At 43.0% G+C, this 16,812-nt stretch carries 17 protein-coding genes; 5 read left to right on the forward strand and 12 right to left on the reverse strand.

The annotated features are described in order from the left end of the window. Nucleotides 1–124: 124 nt before the first annotated feature. Nucleotides 125–829, reverse strand: a complete 705-nt coding sequence (gene hda / locus WFH18_RS13695) for a DnaA regulatory inactivator Hda (RefSeq protein WP_005103862.1) — start codon at nt 827–829, stop codon at nt 125–127. Between the two features lie 15 nt (nt 830–844). Further along, complete coding sequence (gene cxpE / locus WFH18_RS13700) at nt 845–2,065, reverse strand: chloramphenicol efflux transporter CxpE (protein ID WP_005103863.1); 1,221 nt, start codon at nt 2,063–2,065, stop codon at nt 845–847. A 135-nt stretch (nt 2,066–2,200) separates the two neighbouring features. Between cxpE and purM the strand changes: the two genes are divergently transcribed. Both purM and purN read left to right on the forward strand, forming a co-directional pair. Beyond that, nucleotides 2,201–3,271 carry a phosphoribosylformylglycinamidine cyclo-ligase gene (purM, locus tag WFH18_RS13705; protein WP_005106398.1) on the forward strand — a complete coding sequence of 357 codons (1,071 nt, stop codon included), beginning with the start codon at nt 2,201–2,203 and terminating at the stop codon, nt 3,269–3,271. A 6-nt stretch (nt 3,272–3,277) separates the two neighbouring features. Beyond that, nucleotides 3,278–3,907, forward strand: a complete 630-nt coding sequence (purN, locus tag WFH18_RS13710; protein WP_138742873.1) for a phosphoribosylglycinamide formyltransferase — start codon at nt 3,278–3,280, stop codon at nt 3,905–3,907. Between the two features lie 65 nt (nt 3,908–3,972). On the opposite strand, the gene WFH18_RS13715 is transcribed toward purN, so the two are convergent. Both WFH18_RS13715 and sppA read right to left on the reverse strand, forming a co-directional pair. Then, nucleotides 3,973–4,776 (reverse strand): alpha/beta fold hydrolase, encoded by an 804-nt coding sequence (locus WFH18_RS13715; RefSeq protein ID WP_138742872.1) that lies wholly within the window; start codon nt 4,774–4,776, stop codon nt 3,973–3,975. Further along, nucleotides 4,773–5,795, reverse strand: a complete 1,023-nt coding sequence (gene sppA, locus WFH18_RS13720; protein WP_164543234.1) for a signal peptide peptidase SppA — start codon at nt 5,793–5,795, stop codon at nt 4,773–4,775. Before sppA ends, WFH18_RS13715 begins: the two co-directional genes overlap by 4 nt. A gap of 125 nt (nt 5,796–5,920) precedes the next feature. Here sppA and WFH18_RS13725 point away from each other — a divergent pair, with 125 nt between their 5' ends. Further along, nucleotides 5,921–6,895 carry a lysophospholipid acyltransferase family protein gene (locus tag WFH18_RS13725; protein WP_005263498.1) on the forward strand — a complete coding sequence of 325 codons (975 nt, stop codon included), beginning with the start codon at nt 5,921–5,923 and terminating at the stop codon, nt 6,893–6,895. On the opposite strand, the gene WFH18_RS13730 is transcribed toward WFH18_RS13725, so the two are convergent. From WFH18_RS13730 to WFH18_RS13740, 3 genes are all read right to left on the reverse strand, one after another. Further along, the gene (locus WFH18_RS13730) at nt 6,884–9,346 is read right to left on the reverse strand and encodes a DNA internalization-related competence protein ComEC/Rec2 (RefSeq protein WP_164543235.1); all 2,463 of its coding nucleotides are present in this window, start codon (nt 9,344–9,346) and stop codon (nt 6,884–6,886) included. The two genes, WFH18_RS13725 and WFH18_RS13730, sit on opposite strands and share 12 nt — an antisense overlap. Before the next feature lie 86 nt (nt 9,347–9,432). Continuing rightward, entirely contained in the window at nt 9,433–10,116 is a 684-nt protein-coding gene (gene lolD, locus WFH18_RS13735) for a lipoprotein-releasing ABC transporter ATP-binding protein LolD (protein ID WP_004645694.1), read from the reverse strand. Continuing rightward, nucleotides 10,109–11,344, reverse strand: coding sequence for a lipoprotein-releasing ABC transporter permease subunit (locus WFH18_RS13740; RefSeq protein ID WP_164543236.1), 1,236 nt, complete (start codon nt 11,342–11,344; stop codon nt 10,109–10,111). Before WFH18_RS13740 ends, lolD begins: the two co-directional genes overlap by 8 nt. A 26-nt stretch (nt 11,345–11,370) precedes the next feature. Between WFH18_RS13740 and WFH18_RS13745 the strand changes: the two genes are divergently transcribed. Beyond that, nucleotides 11,371–11,934 carry a PilZ domain-containing protein gene (locus tag WFH18_RS13745; RefSeq protein WP_004279140.1) on the forward strand — a complete coding sequence of 188 codons (564 nt, stop codon included), beginning with the start codon at nt 11,371–11,373 and terminating at the stop codon, nt 11,932–11,934. Between the two features lie 9 nt (nt 11,935–11,943). On the opposite strand, the gene WFH18_RS13750 is transcribed toward WFH18_RS13745, so the two are convergent. Further along, on the reverse strand, nt 11,944–12,858 hold the full coding sequence (locus tag WFH18_RS13750) for a DMT family transporter (RefSeq protein WP_071850630.1): 915 nt from the start codon (nt 12,856–12,858) through the stop codon (nt 11,944–11,946). 21 nt (nt 12,859–12,879) lie between these two features. Next, entirely contained in the window at nt 12,880–13,365 is a 486-nt protein-coding gene (locus WFH18_RS13755; protein ID WP_171260766.1) for a YaiI/YqxD family protein, read from the reverse strand. Nucleotides 13,366–13,615: 250 nt separating this feature from the next. On the opposite strand from WFH18_RS13755, the gene WFH18_RS13760 reads away from it, so the two are divergent. Beyond that, a complete protein-coding gene (locus WFH18_RS13760) occupies nt 13,616–14,548 on the forward strand; it encodes a hypothetical protein (protein WP_071850632.1) in 933 nt (310 codons plus the stop codon). A gap of 410 nt (nt 14,549–14,958) precedes the next feature. Here WFH18_RS13760 and WFH18_RS13765 read toward each other — a convergent pair whose 3' ends face one another. The 3 genes from WFH18_RS13765 to WFH18_RS13775 form a co-directional block, all read right to left on the reverse strand. Beyond that, nucleotides 14,959–15,090: a hypothetical protein gene (locus WFH18_RS13765; protein ID WP_257221144.1), complete on the reverse strand. Its 132-nt coding sequence runs from the start codon at nt 15,088–15,090 to the stop codon at nt 14,959–14,961. Nucleotides 15,091–15,130: 40 nt separating this feature from the next. Further along, nucleotides 15,131–16,210, reverse strand: a complete 1,080-nt coding sequence (serC, locus tag WFH18_RS13770) for a 3-phosphoserine/phosphohydroxythreonine transaminase (RefSeq protein ID WP_071850633.1) — start codon at nt 16,208–16,210, stop codon at nt 15,131–15,133. A 414-nt stretch (nt 16,211–16,624) separates the two neighbouring features. Then, the coding region (locus WFH18_RS13775) for a hypothetical protein (protein WP_336755066.1) at nt 16,625–16,812 on the reverse strand (188 nt) is incomplete at its 5' end.

Consider the following 16,812-nt stretch of genomic DNA (forward strand, 5'->3'; position numbering starts at 1 on the left):
ATACTGTCACTGAGGCAGGTTGGACATTTGATTTCTAGAGTTATTCGCATTTCTCTATTTTATCAAAATTCAACCTGCTTTGTTTCAGCATACTTTTTGAAACACCACCAAGAATTTTTATATTTTACCGATATTCGTCAATCAAGGCATATATCTGCCGCAGATTAGCATTGCTGACTTTCAATTTTTCCCCTTTAAGTAATTGAATAATCTGCTCTAATCTTTGAAGCAGCACTGAAGTTTGATGTGGCCCATGGCTTAGTAAATAGTCAAAGATTTGAGGGTCTAAATGGATCCCACGACGATCGAGCACCGAGGAAACCAGCGCATAGCGATCAGCATACAAACTGCCACTGGGTACACGAGTACTGACCGCCTGCGTGAGACGGGATTGTAAATCTGGCAATTCAAGTTTGAGTTCGATAGGTGCAAAACGTGATGAAAACACCAACTGCCCACCACCTTCATTATTATAATTAATCAAGTGAAAGACTGCGCGTTGCCAATGGGGTACGCCGCTAATTGCTTCAATATCATCGAGTGCTACCAGATCAAAACGATCCAGAGAGGTAATCGCCTCAGTGGGTGCATCTAAAAGCTCAAGCAAAGATACCTGAATTGCAGATTTGCCCACTTCCAGATAAGAGTCACAGATGGCAGATAATAAATGACTTTTACCTGTACCGGCTCCACCATAGACATAAAAGCGGTTGATCAGGCCTGCATGTAATTGACGGACAGCATCAATGACATGCCCCCAACCCGGCCCTGAAAAATCACTGATTCGGGCATCGAGCTGAGGTTCTATATCTAACTGCAATTGACGCATACGATTTTTTTGGCCTTATGAGTCTTTACGATGTGGATCGTGAATTTTACTTGAGTTCTCCTCTGCTTGCAGCGGTTTTTTCTGTGGCTTTTTCATTTCAATATCAACATCTAAGTCTGCTGTTTCAATATTGATTGAACCGGTAGATGCATCTTGTATGATAACAGCCCGATCACCATAAAATGGCGTATGTTCATAATACTCACGGATATGCCGCAGTAATACCACAATCACGGCAGCCACCGGCAAGGCAATCAGCATGCCCAGGAATCCGGCCAGTTGTGCACCTGCCAGAACTGCAAACACTACAGCCACAGGAGAAAGACCGATTTTATCACCCAACAGGAATGGTTGTAGAATATAACCTTCGACTGCCTGCCCCACCATAAAGACAATCCCGACCAATACCAGTTGCCACCAGTCGATTCCAAATTGAAAAAACGTTGCAATGACTGCAGCAATAATTCCAACCGCAAAACCAAGATACGGAATGATACTGCATAATCCGGCAATCATCCCGATGATCAAGCCAATCTCCAGGCCAATCAGTTGCAGTCCCACTGCATAAACCACGCCCAGCAGAACCATGACCAGGAACTGACCTTTGACAAAGGCACCTAACACACTATGACATTCACTCACAATATTTAAGGTTGTTTTTTCATAAGGACGGGGAATTAGACGACGTAAGCTGTCCAGCATACGATCCCAATCCAGCAAGAAATAAAAGGCAATAATCGGAATCAGGACAATCGTGCCACCAATCTGGATAAAGTTCAGGCCAGATTGTGCCAGTTTCAGCAGCATTGCCTGAATACTGTCAGCACTATAATTGGTCTGGACATAGTCCATTACTACTGAGGAAATCTGGTCAGTATCGATCTCCATCGGAACCAGATTAAAGCTATCGGAAAGCCAAGGTAGGAACGTGTAATTGATCCAGTGAATCCCGGCCGGAATGCTATCACGCGCATACATCAGCTGCTGCCAGACTAGTGGCACCAGATACCACATCACCAATGTAACCACGATCCCAATCCCGATAAATACGATACTGATCGAGAGCCATCGAGCCAGCCCAATGCGGTGCAAAACATTAACCAAGGGGCTAAATAAATAAGCAATTAGAAAAGCTGCAACAAAAGGAACTACAACTGGTTTAAGCAGATATAAAACCCAAAGTATCAATGCTATACCAGCAAGTATAAGAATGCGCCGTAAAGTACGATCGACCATAGAATCTTGCCTTTTCTCTATTAATCATTCTAAAAATTAAAATATTTTAATAAAGATAGCATTTTAGGCCACAAATACCATAAGAGTTTTACATATTCAGGTTATAATCGCACCCGCGAATGCGGAGACTTCATTATGAGCAACTCAACTTCTACCCCAAACACTGGTTTAAGCTACAAAGATGCAGGTGTCGACATTGAGGCGGGCGACGCGTTAGTCGATCGTATCAAATCTGTCGCTAAGCGTACCTCACGTCCCGAAGTTATGGGCGGTCTAGGTGGCTTTGGTGCACTTTGTAAAATTCCTAAAGGTTATGAAGAACCTGTTCTCGTATCTGGCACAGATGGTGTTGGTACAAAATTACGTCTGGCACTGAATTTGAACCGTCATGACACAATTGGTCAAGACCTGGTTGCAATGTGCGTGAATGACCTTCTTGTCTGTGGTGCTGAACCACTGTTCTTCCTTGATTATTATGCAACTGGTCACTTAAATGTTGATGTTGCTGCAAATGTAGTCACAGGTATTGGCGCTGGTTGTGAACTTGCTGGCTGTGCATTAGTTGGCGGTGAAACTGCTGAAATGCCAGGCATGTATGAAGGCGAAGATTACGATCTTGCAGGTTTCTGTGTCGGTGTTGTTGAGCAAAGTAAAATTATTGATGGCTCTAAAGTCAAAGCGGGTGACGTTTTAATTGGTGTAGCTTCTTCAGGTGCGCACTCAAACGGCTACTCACTGCTTCGTAAAATTTTAGACGTGAAAAACGTTGATCTGAATCAAATCGTCGATGGCCGCCCACTTGCAGATGTTGCAATGGAACCAACACGCATTTATGTAAAACCAATTCTTGAACTGTTAAAACACGTTGATGTCCATGCGATGGCACACATCACCGGTGGTGGTTTACCAGGCAACTTACCTCGCGTACTTCCAAACGGTGCTCAAGCGCTGGTAAATGAATCTTCTTGGGAATGGCCTGAGCTATTCAAGCTTCTACAACGTGAAGGCGGCGTAGAACAATTTGAAATGTATCGTACTTTCAACTGTGGCGTCGGCATGGTACTTGTTGTTGATGCCGCTGATGCAGACAAAACTGTTGAATTACTCAACCAGCTTGGCGAAAAAGCATGGGCGATGGGTCAGATTCAAGACAATGCTGAATCGGTTGCAGGTGCAGACGAAAAAATTCGTGTGATCTTCGCATAATTTCGTATGATTAAAATTGCTGTACTTGTTTCAGGTAGCGGATCAAATCTGCAAGCCTTGATTGATGCCAATCTTTCAGGGCAAATTGTGGGCGTAATTTCCAATAAACCTGAAGCCTTTGCTTTAACGCGTGCACAACACGCAGGCATTCAGACTGTAGTTATTGAACACAAGCAATATCCAAGTCGTGAAGCTTTTGATGATGTGATGCATCAACAGTTACTCGATTGGGATGTAGATCTGGTGGTGCTTGCCGGCTTTATGCGAATTTTAAGTGAAAAATTTGTGAAAGCCTGGGAAGGTAAAATGTTGAATATTCACCCTTCTCTGTTACCTCATTATAAAGGCATGCATACGCATCAGCGTGTACTCAATACCGGTGATATTCTGCACGGCTGCACGGTGCATTATGTTACGGCTGAGCTGGATGCAGGGCAAGCGCTTGCTCAAGGTGTTCTCAAGGTTTCTCACCACGATACGGTAGAAAGTTTGGCAACACGTGTGCATAGCCTCGAGCATGTGATCTATCCACAAGTCGTAGAATGGATTTGTAGCGGTATCATTCAACATACTGAAGACGGGGTGCTGTATCGAAACCAGAAAATGCAAGAGCCTGTTCAATTCTGCAAGTTCTAAAAAAATTTAGATATAAAAAAACGCATCCTCGGATGCGTTTTTTTATTTTTTATTAATACAAAGATTTAAGCAGACTGTTGCTGAATCAGTTGCTTAACCAAGCCTGCCACTTGAATGGGTTGTTCCAATGGGAACATATGCCCGCCATCCACTACGGTAAAAGGAATACCAAACTTCTTTTGCACTTGCTGAGGGAACTTTCGGGCCAGAAAAGGGCCTTTCTCTGCAACGACCAGATGCACAGGAATTTTTGGTTTTTTCTGAGGCAACCACCATAGTGATGGATTGGTTCTAAAGACTGCCACCTCATCCCTTTTAGGGATAGTGAGTTCTACTCCACCCCGGATGGGATCCTCCTGCAAGGCATAATCAATATAAGCCTGGAAACAAGCTGCATCAAAATCCTGATAAAAACCTTTAGGACGCAGCAATTCAGCAGCCTGTTCACGTGAATCCCAGTGATCGCGACGGCGCTTGGACAGGCCTGCCGGAGACATCTTGTCCAATGCTTTTAAACGCAAAGTCTTGGCAATATGTAAGGCAAAGGCTTCTTTGCCCATAATCATTGGCGGGTCCAGCATGATCATTTGCGAAAACAGTTCTGGACGCTGCAAAGCCGCCTGCAGAGTTAACACGGATCCCAAAGAATGCCCCAGACCAATGACGGGTCGCCCATGTGACTGGCGCACAATACTATCAATCACTTGCTGGGTCAGGCTTTTCCAGTGGTTATCAACTGGATAACGTTTATCCGGCCCCAAAAGCGGCACATAGATAATATCGTAATCATCTTGCAATCCATCAAACAGCTTTTGATAGACTTTGGATGGCACACCATTGGCATGCGCGAAATGAATCAGTGGTTTCATTGCAGTGTCGTGCTGTTTTCTGACTGAAGCTTCTGTGCAACTGACGTCGCAATTCCATCCCCAATCGATGAACCCATACGACCTAAAACGGATTCAAATGGACTATATTCAATGGTGTAATTCAACACTTTTTCAGTTTTCAGTTCACGTTTTAAAGTATTTAAGCTACCGATACGATCCGCAATCCCTAATTTCACCGCCTGATCACCGGTCCAGAACAAGCCAGAGAAAATGGCAGGATCATTGGATTTCAATTTATTGCCACGTCCCTGTTTCACTGCATTAATAAAATGACCATGCACATTATCTAGCACACCCTGTACATGAGCTTTTTGCGCAGGATCAACTGGCTGAGTCATCGACAACAAAGCTTTATTTTCACCTGACGTCATGGTGCGATCTTCAACACCTAATTTTTGCAATAGATTAGTCACACCATAATTCGGCATGATCACCCCAATTGAACCGACCAGACTCGATGGATTGACAATAATTTCGTCCGCAGCTGAAGCAATATAATAAGCACCTGAAGCACCCGTATCGCCAATCACGGCATACAGTTTCTTCCCAGGATGCTGTTTTTTAAGATACTGAATTTCCTGCCAGATCTCATCGGACTGTACCGGTGAACCACCAGGTGAGTTGATATTCAGTACCACTGCTTTACTTTGTTTATTTTCAAAGGCTTTTTTCAATGATTTGATGGTATTGCTACTGTTGACACTCTGCTTGTCGGCTGCAATCGTACCCACAATATCCACGACTGCAATATGAGAACCCGCACCAGCGCTGGCATCTGACGAGACTGAACTACAGCTCTTGCCCAATGCCAGAATAGCCACAAGCAGATAAGCAAAAGTCAGGAATTTAAAGAAAATTCCCCAACGGCGCGCACGGCGCTGTTCTTCTACCGAAGCTAAAACTGCTTTTTCAAGCAATTTCCATTCCGGACCAGTCGGTTGAACTGGCTGTTGCGTATTTTGTATTTGATTTTCAGGTTTTGGTGGCCAATCGGACATAAATAATCCAATAAATTGATTTATATTGAATCCATTATATACACTGAATCGGGTAATTCTGTCTAAACAAAACGTTTTCGCCTATAATAAATTTTGTTCTCTTTTTTTGTACTTAGACGAAATCAATGACGAAACAGGGCTCACGGAATTCAGCTTACGGATTACTCAAATACATTAGCCGCCAACCGCTTCCGGTTTCTCGCTGGATGGCCCGTATTCTGGCCTTTATTGTGAACAGTTTTAAAGTCACTAAAACTTCGGAAGTCATTCGTCTCAACCTTGAAATCAGTCTTTCAGAACTGTCTAATCAGGAACGTGAACAGATTAACCGTGCTGCGGTTCGCAATGAATTAATGTCATATTTCGAGTTCTTTACTATTTGGGGCTCAAGCAATCAGAAAAATCTTAAACGCGTTCATCGCGTTATTGGCGAAGATCTACTTCATGATGCCATTGCACAAAATAAAGGCCTCGTGTTAATCGTGCCGCATTTTGGTACCTGGGAAATTATGAATGCCTATATTGCCCAGTTCACTTCAATGACCATTATGTATAAACCTGTGAAAAATCAGGCTGCAGATCAATTTGTACGGGCTGCCCGTAGCCGGGAACAGGCGCATCTGGTACCGACCGATGAATCTGGCGTTCGTCAGATTTTTAAGGCCTTAAAACAAGGCGGCACTACGGTCATCCTGCCGGATCATACCCCGAATATCGGTGGTGAATATATTCCCTATTTCGGCGTGCCTTTGGCCACGAGTAATTTGAGTGCTAAACTGATTCAAAAGACCAAAGCGCGTGCCCTGTTTTTATATGCCTTGCGTAATACTGATGATGGATTCGATATCTTTATCGAAACGGTTGATGAAAAAATTTATAGTGGCAATGCCAATCAAGGCACGCAAGTCATTATCAATAGTATTGAAAATTTAATTCGTCGCCATCCGGAACATTATCACTGGAGTTATAAACGTTTTAATGCGCATCAAGACTTAGGAAATCTCTATAAACTTGAACATGAACAAGCCCTGAACAAAGTAAATGCGTTGAGAACACAAGAACTACATGAAGTTTCGCCCATATTGGAATCAGTCACTTAAAGGCTGACGATACAACCACTGCCATCCATGTCGTTCGGCAGAAAGCACCAGTTTTGAGCCTTGTTGCTGGAAGTGCACACTCCCCTGTTCTGCCGTGGTCAATAATGGAATATTAAGAGCTTTTAACCGTTGCTGCGTCAGTTGGCTCGGGTGGCCATAACGGTTAAATTTCCCAGCCGAGGCAATCGTCAATTTAGGTCGCAAAACTTCTAAAAATTGATAGGCTGAACTGTGCTGACTGCCATGATGGCCGAGTACCAGTACATCGACTTTAAGTTCCGGATAATTTTGGAGTAACTGATATTCAGTTTCCCAACCCGCATCCCCCATCAGTAAAAATTTTTGATACGGTCCGGCATTTTTAACTTGCAGATATATCACACAAGATCGGTCGTTTTTATTGAAGTTTGGCGTATTTAACTGCTGCTGCCGAGGTGCCAGAATTTTAAAGTTAATCGTCTCAGACCATTGCCATTGCTGTCCTGCATAACAAAACTGAAAGCTTGAAGAAGCAGCTGTTTCAGGCATCTGATTGGATGACACTTGTCGGATGTTTAGTTGATCTTTAATGCTGTGATATGCACCGCTATGGTCCTGATCCAGATGGGTCAAAATCAGTTGATCCAGTTCTCCAACACCTTGCACAGACAAAAATGGCATAATCACTTGCCGACCAATACTGAATTTTTCTTCATTATAATAACCGCCCATATCGATCATCATGCTCTTTTGCCCTTCCCGAATGAAGATGGCCTGTCCCTGCCCGACATCCAGAACAGACAGCTGAAATGCATGCTGATTAAGTTGAGGAATGCACAGTGGTAAACAGGCAAGTGCTGTCCAGCTTTTGGGCACTAAGCCACGCGGCAAAAAGACAATTAATAAGCCCAAAATACATAGAGCAATCATCCAGACATTCATGGCCACAGGAATCAGTTGCGGTGCAAACAGCCGATCAAGCAGATTCAAAAATGCCAGCAGTATATGAATAAAAATATCATTGAGCTGAAACAACAGACTCGAAAGTGGTTCAGAAATGAAAAATAATAAAGCCGCCAGAATATCTACGGGAACTATCAGCAGGCCAATCCACGGGATAGCCACCAGGTTGCTTAGCGAGGTAATCCAAGCCACCTGCTTAAAAAACAACATCATTAAGGGAAACAGGGCCAGAAAAATTTTCCACTGCGACTCCACTAAAACTTTCATTGCAAAATACAGCCGTTGTAATGCTGTTTGTATTGTTTGATGCGGTTGCTGCTGAATGGTTTGATAGATTCGCAGCAACACAAAACAGGCTCCATAAGACAGCCAGAATGCGGCCGACAAAATGCTAAAAGGATCAAAGAGCAACAATAAGGCAGCACTTAAAATCAGCAGTTTTAATGGCTGCACACTTTGCCTGAGCAGTAAGGTTAAAGTTACAATCACACAAATCAGTAAAGTGCGTAGCGCCGGAATCTCAAAACCGACGAAGGCACAATACAACAGTACACATAATAAAAAAGGCAGGCTCAAAAAATACTGCCTTGGCCATTTCAGATAAATCTGCGGTGCGTACCTTGAAATCAGATATTGCAACGCTCCACAAATAATAAAGGCAAAGATCAGCACATGCGGTCCGGAAATCGCCAGTAAATGGCTCATGCCAAAACGTTGGAATTGCTGCTCCGTCGCTTGATCCAATAGACTTTCATCACCGCTTAATAGAGCCAGTAACAAGCCTTTCTGCTGTACCGGCTGTCTGGCCACAAACTCTCTTAAGGCCAGTCGCTGTTGTTCTACCCAAAGCAAAAATCTCTGATTCAAATTTTGCTGCTGACGTAGATATTTAGCATGACCTAGTGCATAGAGTTGTTGCGGTTGCAATTCTTGGATATGTTTAATCCTAAACCCGGCCATGACATTTTGCTGCAATGCCCACTTTTCTGCATCAAAAGCACCCGGTGTCGCATAACTATGGTTAGGTCGAATCTGGCCTTGCAATAAATAATAATGTCCTAGTTTAAGAGTCTGCTGTTTAGTTTTATCATTTACCAAACTAGAGGTGACAGGATCTGAAACTGGCAGAAAACCCATCCATTTGACTGTAGTGCCATCAGGGTTAAGCACATGCAGGGCTTGCTGGATATTCTGATCGCCCAGTTTATTCAGCTCTTTGATATACACCACGATTTCTTTTTCAGAGACCTCGTGCTCTCGCTTGGATAAACGTTCAGCCAATTGCAGATTGGCATAAGCGTGGCCTAAAAACAGCCCTAAAAGTAGGCCGGACCCAGTGATCAACAAGCTTCGCAGCGGTGTATTCAAGATGAACTTTAATTTATGGCCACACAGATACCACAACAGCGCAACGATCAAAACTGCCGTCCCGCTCAGTTGAACAGACAGGAAATTTTTCCCCATACAGGCAAGGCCTAAAATCCAGCCAATACATAGCCACTGCAACATTGAATCTTATTCTATCTTGTTATTATTTTGCCCAATAATAAAGCCCACCGGAGTGAGCTTCAATCAAATGCGAATATTCTCGTTATTTATGGTTCAATCCAGAGACCATCCTGCATATGTAAAATCCGATCTGCTGCATGGGCTAGCTGTTCATCATGCGTCACAATCAGCATCGCCATATTGAACTCACGTTGCAATTCGGTCAGCAGTTCAAAAATCTTTGCTGCAGTCTTGCGGTCTAGATTTCCGGTCGGTTCATCGGCCATCATCAGTTTAGGTTTACCGACCACTGCACGCGCCAAAGCTACACGCTGACGCTCACCTCCGGATAATTCACCCGGCTTGTGAGTCAGACGATGCGAAAGACCAACACGTTCCAGCAAATATTCGGCCTGCTGTTTGGCTTCCTTAAACTTCATGTTGTCGCGTAACATCAGCGGCATGGCCACATTTTCCAGTGCCGTAAATTCTGGCAACAGGTGATGAAACTGATAAACAAAGCCCAAATGCTCATTCCGCACATAACCGCGTTCTGCTTCAGACAAGGTATCAAAACGGCGGCCATTCACCATGACCTGACCTGACGTCGGGCGATCCAATCCACCCAAAACATGTAATAAGGTACTTTTGCCTGAACCACTTGAACCTACAATCGAAACAAACTCACCTGCTTTTACCTGTAGCGACAAGCCGCGAATCACATCGACAGTGGCCTTGCCATCGGTAAAGGATTTGTGAATATTCTGGGCATCTAAAATCAGATTACTCATAACGCAAAGCCTCTGCCGGTTGAATTTTTGCTGCACGTAAAGCCGGATAAATTGTCGCGACAAAACTGAGTGCCAGTGACAAGCCTACAATCACCAAGACATCCTGCCAGCGCAGATACGAAGGTAAGTAGTTAATAAAATAGGCATCAAACATATTCAGGCCTAAAGTATTGTTGAGCCAGCCAATAAAGCTACTGATACTGGTTGCCGCAATAATCCCGAGGATGGCCCCTGCACAAGTTCCAATCACCCCAATCACGGTACCTTGCACCATAAAGATTTTGGTAATGGTGGCAGGTGAAGCCCCCAAAGTCCTTAAAATGGCAATGTCCGATTTTTTATCCGTCACCACCATCACCAGTGAAGACACAATATTAAATGCCGCGACTAGAACGATCAGGAATAAAAGCAGGCTGACCATGGCTTTTTCCATCTGAATCGCGCTGAACAGATTACCATGGGTATAAGTCCAGTCCGAAGCATAGAAATTCCCCGGCAAATCACGCACAATTTCCTGAGACACTTGTGGTGCCAGGAAAATATCATCCAGCTTCATACGCACACCCTGCGCACCATCCGGTAGACGCAGCAAGGTCGAGGCATCATTTAAAGCGATATAACCCATCATCGAGTCAACTTCAGCACCAATACTGAAGATTCCCACCACTTTAAAACGCTTGAAACGCGGGACGACACCAGCTGGTGATGGGGTGGCTTCTGGCAAAACCAGAGTAATATTGTCATTTAAACCCACACCCATGGCATCGGTCATTTGCTTGCCCAAAACAATACCAAATTCACCTTTTTTCAGGCTGTCGATACTGCCCTCAACCATATGGTTTTGTATAATTGAAACTTTTTTCTCATACTCGGGTTCAATCCCGCTGACCATAATGCCGGCGACCTGACCCTGTGCGGTCAGCATGCCTTGTAATTGAGTAAAAGGTGCGACTCCCTGAACATGCTCATGCCCTTCAATTTGCTTTGCAAGTTCTGGCCAATTTGTTAAAATTTGTGTTGAGGAAACAGTCGCTTGAGGTATCATTCCTAAGACACGATTCTTTAACTCTCGGTCAAAACCATTCATCACAGACAACACTGTAATGAGGACTGTTACACCGAGTGTGAGGCCGATCATTGAGACCAACGCGATAAAAGAAATGAAGTGGTTACTACGCCGTGCGCGAGTATATTTCAACCCTATATACAGCGAGATTGGTTTGAACATAACCATCTAGTCCGAGGTAATAAATTATGGAAAATGTACAGCATCCAAACGGATTTACGGAAAGACGCGTCATGTCTCGAATCGATGCTGCCTTACGAATTAATTATCAGATTATTTCCGATGATGTTGCCTTGAATGATCCTTACGATCCTAACTTCGTCTTGCCCCGCTATTTTCTACTACTTGCAGAACTAGATCAATTTGATCATGCGGTTAACTACGAATTAGAACAATTATCTGAAAAAGATCAACAAATTGCTCGAATCTTATCCTTATTTAATCAAAAGTTAAACCTTATTACCGGTTCTTTGTATGACGCAATTGTACAAAGCATGTTACCTGTACCAGAGCAAGTGAACTTTTCAGAAACCGGTTTTAGTTTCTTTAATGAGCGCCCTATCGCTGAAGGCACCTATCTGCACGTGACTTTGAGTCATCCGGAAAATTTCTTCCATATTGCAGCAACCGCTCAGGTGGCCTACAGTCGCGAAGAAGAAAATGGCAAATATCGGACTGGTGCATATTTTATTACCATGCATCCCCAAGACCGGGTCAAACTGGGTGAATGCGTCAAGGCTCACTTTGTTTAAATTACTGCTTTAGTCAGTGCTGCTGGGTGATGAAAGGCGAGCGTTATAGCTCGCTTTAATTTCTCTGGAAAAATATAACAACAAACCAGCCAGTAAGATAACGACGCCAAAGACTGCTCCACCCGATAATTTTTCATCATTCAGAATCACCCCGACAAATAAGGCCAGCATCGGCGTCAATACGGTGGTCAATGACAAAGTGGTCGCCTTGATTTTCTGCACCAGTTTAAAATAACAGAACATCGCAATCAGGGAAGCCATGATTACAGCATAACTGAGTCCAATCAGCGATTTAGCCTGCGGAATCTGGGTCGGTGCAAATTGCCAGATAAATAGCAACATGGTACAGGCCATGACCGCTGAAACAGCAATAGAACCGGCCGCTTGTGCCATAGGTTCGAGAGGTGCATTAACTTTTTTCACCCAGAACATCGAAACACAGTAAATAAAAACACTGAGCAACATCAGGCCTATGCCAATCGGCTGAATATGCTGATCTTTGCCACCGACACAGATAATGCCCAGACCCAGCAAGGCAATCGCCATACCACCCCACTGCGAAGGATAGAGCTTAAGCTGAAATACAAAACGGCCAATTAAACCGGTAATAATCGGCGCCAGTCCGAACATCAGGGCAATAACGCCTGAACTCAGATAATCCGTGGCCAGATAAGTGAAAATCTGTGAGCCGATAAAACTGCATGCGCCAGCCAGGTAACTGTGCATGGATAATTTATCTAAGGGAAAACGGGTTTTAAATAGCCACAACAAGGCAAATGCAAAAGGCAAAGCCAAAAAGAAACGCAATGCCAAAGCCCAGAGCGGATGCAAATCCGTCACACTCCAGACAATAGCTAGCGGTGTCGTCGCCCAGATAAAAACCAATAAAAGATAGGTGGCAATCATATTGGTTTGTGTGGGCATGCGAGTCACTCTGAATAAGGCTTAAAGCGCGGAAGTTTTACGTTTTTGTTTTTGGATGGTCTGATCGAGTGCGCTGGAAAATTCGCGTTTATCCCGTTCTGAAATCGGTGGCGGACCGCCCGTTTGCACGCCCGCTCCGCGTAAGCTGTCCATAAAATCACGCAGATGTAAGCGCGCTTTGACATTGGCTGTAGTATAAATTTCACCACGGGGATGAATCGCAATCCCGCCTTTTTCAATGACTTCCGCAGCCAAGGGAATATCTTGGGTCATGACAATATCATGCTCTTTCATGCGCAGAATAATTTCTTTATCTGCAGCATCCGCCCCACTCATCACCTGAATTGAATTAATTCTGATCGAAGGAGTTATTCCGACTGGTTGGTTGGCAACAAAAGTGACTTCTAGCTGATAGCGATCCGAAGCACGAATAATCACATCTCGCAGAATACGGGGCAATGCATCGGCATCGACCCAAAGTTTGAATGGCAACACAGGGCTTCCCATTAAGGTATTAATCATGGTTATTCTAGCAAATTGAGACGATCAGGTTGATGATTAAATCGCTCCATTTTCATTGCATCTGTCATCAATATTTTAAAAAGTATGTGCCCGGTAAAACTGGCGTGATTCACACAAGAAAAAAATTTGACTTCATTTGACTGGCATTTTAATTTTAAAATTCATTCGATTGACTTGAAAAATCGCAATGACCCTCGATTAACTATAAATACATCATCCAAGATCAATTGTGCATATGAAAAATCAGAATAGCCCAGAGATCATCACCATTGATGATCAAAATTTCGGTAGTCATGTCGAACATTGGACCTTGCTCACCGACAACCCTGGCACAGATGTTCCACAGTGGTTAGGCAAAGCTCTTGATGAACCAATCATGCCGATGGGCCTTTGTACACAAGAATGTGATATGGATGCAGAGACCTGGCTGATTCAGGGACCGAGCAAAGCTGCGGTACAGTTGAGTCAAGTGATTGCCGTCGAAAACAACAAACCTCAAGTAGTAAAAACTGCATTTCCGTGCTTTGACAGTCCTTATCAGGTGAAAGCCACGATTGACCGGATTATTAGCTGTAAATCCAATACTCAGGCTGTATTGCGCCTGAATCTGGGTGCTAATAATATTATTTACGCTTTCGATAGCCTGTATAGCGTCAATCACCCGCACTATGAAAAAGACCAGTCCTATGTGGTAAATCTGAATGGCTGGGCCTATGAACTTGAAGCGGTCGCAGATCATGAGCATCTGGTGGTTGATGATCCGGCTTCGATCAAGCACCACCGTGCCTTGAATGATATTCTGGCTGCCAATAATGGTGTAGCACCGGATAATTTGCAGGAACAGATTGATGCCTGGCAGCCGCAGTGCGAAGAAGATAAAGAACCTGTAACCGTAGATTTTTCTAAAATGGTAGCTTATCTATACGGCGAAACCATGGGTCAGGAAGATGAAGCCTGGTTCCAGGGCAATATTGTCGGTAAAACGACTATGCAGTTTATGGGTCAGGACTATACCCTTTATGATGTCCCCCTCATTCATGATGAAGGCCAGCCTGCGACCTTGATCCGGATTGCAACGCGGAATGACCAGTACAGAGACTTCCAGATTGGCCAGTATATTCGTGGCAACTTGTGGATTCAGGCCAATATTTATAGAAAAGCGGCCTAAGTTCAAACAGAAAAAGAAGATATTCATTTTGATGGGTATCTTCTTTTAATCCATCTATATCCTTATTTGTCATTTTAATTTTTGATTATTTTTTATACATATTTTCTGGCTTAATAATCTATTTAAATTCATTAAAAACCAAGTTATCCACATTTTTAAATTCAAATGAATTCATTTTAAATATTTAAAATAACCTTAAAAATCTTGTAAAAATAAGCATTTGATTTCTCATATAAATAATCAGATGTCATGCAAATCTAATATTTAAATAAAATTAAAATTTATGCTCTTTAATCAAAAATGTACTTTATTTAATCAATTTTTTATGATAAAAATACTCACAACAAATTAGTATTAACGATAAATAGATCGGACAATAAATATCTATGAAAATCGTGCAAGAAGAAACATTACAACAGGTCGAGCATCATCTTAGCTCCCGCTATAATATTGATATGATGTCCTGCCTTTTTTTCATGTTGGGGATGCTGATCTGCGGATTCATCCTGCATACTTTTATTTTCTAAAATTATTGCATTCATAAAAAAACCCAGCCTGTGCTGGGTTTTTTCGTTTCAGGAATTAACCATTGCGTTTGGCAAAGTCATCCATAAAGTTCACCAATGCCTGCACACCCTCTAAAGGCACGGCATTATAAATACTTGCGCGCATACCGCCAACCGAACGGTGACCAGCAAGATTCAATAAATGCTGCGCTTCGGCTTCTTTCAGGAACTGTTTCTCAAGATCTGCATTGGCCAAGGTAAATGGTACGTTCATGATCGAACGGTTTGCTTTTGCGATTGGATTCGCATAAAAATCGCTTTGATCGATATAACCATAAAGCAGGTTGGCTTTCTCAAGGTTCACTTTGTGCATGGCATCTACGCCGCCATTTTCCAGTAACCACTCGAATACCAGACCAGATAAGTACCATGCATAAGTGGATGGTGTGTTGACCATTGAGCCATTTTTCGCTTGATCTGAATATTTCAAGATGCTTGGAATTTCTGGTTTGGCTTGATCGAGTAAATCTTCACGAATGATCACCAGCGTTAAGCCAGCAGGCCCGATATTCTTTTGCGCACCGGCATAGATCAAACCAAATTTAGAAACGTCTAATGGTGCAGATAAAATACTAGATGAATAGTCGCACACTAATGGCTTGTCTGTTTCAGGAATTGAAGAAAATTGCAGACCGCCAATAGTTTCATTATCCGCATAATGCACATAAGCTGCATCATCAGAAAGATTCCATTCGCTTTGTGCACTGATCGCATATTTGCCATCAATTTGGATACCTGCTTTTACAACATTGATATCGCCATAACGTTTCGCTTCTTTCAAGGCTTTTTCAGACCAGATGCCGGTATCGATATAGTCTGCTTTGTTGTTTTTGCCAAGCAGGTTCAATGGAATTGCCGAGAACTGTAGTGATGCCCCACCCTGCAAGAACAATACTTTGTAGTTCTCAGGAATATTCATGAGTTTGCGCAGGTCTGCTTCCGCTTTTTCAGCCATGGCAACATAGTCGGAACTACGGTGGCTCATTTCCATGATCGAAAGACCTTTGCCATGCCAGTCAAGCATTTCAGCTTGAGCTTTTTCAAGTACGGCAGTCGGTAATGCAGCAGGACCAGCACAGAAGTTGTACGCGCGCATGATTTTTCCTTTCAGAGTGAAACACAATAAAATGATGGCATTTAACCATATCTGGCAGGGTCTTGCACAAAATTATTTCAATCTATGAGTCAAGATAGAGTCAAGAAATCAATGTAGATTCACAAGATAAATTGACCAGTATTTTAGCCTGCTGTTTTTATCATCTTTGAACTAACAATTGAAAATATTCAAGATTAAGCCATTTTTTGATTCTAGATATTCCATTAAAAACAGCCGATAAGTATTTGAAATACAGATGTAAAAGAAACAATACTATAACTTTACACTAGTTCTATCTGCAAACCTTTGATTTATACTAGCCGGATAACATTATCGGCTTTAAATCAGTTTAGCGACTTTATGAACTTAAAGAAAAATAAAATACAGCTTGTCTGGGGTTTAAATCTGCTTGCATCAATGATGTATGGCAGCTTTGCTCATGCGCAGAGCATCAGCTTTCAGGACGCTGAACGTCAGTTGTTGCAAAATTCGGTGGTGTTTCAAAAAGTATGCTGAAAAAAAGCAGGTTGGATTTTGATAAAATAGAGAAATGCGAATAACTCTAGAAATCAAGTGTCCAGCCTGCCTAAGTGACAGTATAA

This window comes from Acinetobacter sp. USHLN143 (assembly GCF_037145695.1).
GTDB lineage: Bacteria > Pseudomonadota > Gammaproteobacteria > Pseudomonadales > Moraxellaceae > Acinetobacter > Acinetobacter fasciculus.

Coding starts and splice junctions, on each gene's coding strand:
- hda (WP_005103862.1), bottom strand. CDS start 829: ATGCGTCAATTGCAGTTAGATATAGAACCTCAGCTCGATGCCCGAATC.
- cxpE (WP_005103863.1), bottom strand. CDS start 2,065: ATGGTCGATCGTACTTTACGGCGCATTCTTATACTTGCTGGTATAGCA.
- purM (WP_005106398.1), top strand. CDS start 2,201: ATGAGCAACTCAACTTCTACCCCAAACACTGGTTTAAGCTACAAAGAT.
- purN (WP_138742873.1), top strand. CDS start 3,278: ATGATTAAAATTGCTGTACTTGTTTCAGGTAGCGGATCAAATCTGCAA.
- WFH18_RS13715 (WP_138742872.1), bottom strand. CDS start 4,776: ATGAAACCACTGATTCATTTCGCGCATGCCAATGGTGTGCCATCCAAA.
- sppA (WP_164543234.1), bottom strand. CDS start 5,795: ATGTCCGATTGGCCACCAAAACCTGAAAATCAAATACAAAATACGCAA.
- WFH18_RS13725 (WP_005263498.1), top strand. CDS start 5,921: ATGACGAAACAGGGCTCACGGAATTCAGCTTACGGATTACTCAAATAC.
- WFH18_RS13730 (WP_164543235.1), bottom strand. CDS start 9,346: ATGTTGCAGTGGCTATGTATTGGCTGGATTTTAGGCCTTGCCTGTATG.
- lolD (WP_004645694.1), bottom strand. CDS start 10,116: ATGAGTAATCTGATTTTAGATGCCCAGAATATTCACAAATCCTTTACC.
- WFH18_RS13740 (WP_164543236.1), bottom strand. CDS start 11,344: ATGTTCAAACCAATCTCGCTGTATATAGGGTTGAAATATACTCGCGCA.
- WFH18_RS13745 (WP_004279140.1), top strand. CDS start 11,371: ATGGAAAATGTACAGCATCCAAACGGATTTACGGAAAGACGCGTCATG.
- WFH18_RS13750 (WP_071850630.1), bottom strand. CDS start 12,858: ATGCCCACACAAACCAATATGATTGCCACCTATCTTTTATTGGTTTTT.
- WFH18_RS13755 (WP_171260766.1), bottom strand. CDS start 13,365: ATGGGAAGCCCTGTGTTGCCATTCAAACTTTGGGTCGATGCCGATGCA.
- WFH18_RS13760 (WP_071850632.1), top strand. CDS start 13,616: ATGAAAAATCAGAATAGCCCAGAGATCATCACCATTGATGATCAAAAT.
- WFH18_RS13765 (WP_257221144.1), bottom strand. CDS start 15,090: ATGAATGCAATAATTTTAGAAAATAAAAGTATGCAGGATGAATCCGCA.
- serC (WP_071850633.1), bottom strand. CDS start 16,210: ATGCGCGCGTACAACTTCTGTGCTGGTCCTGCTGCATTACCGACTGCC.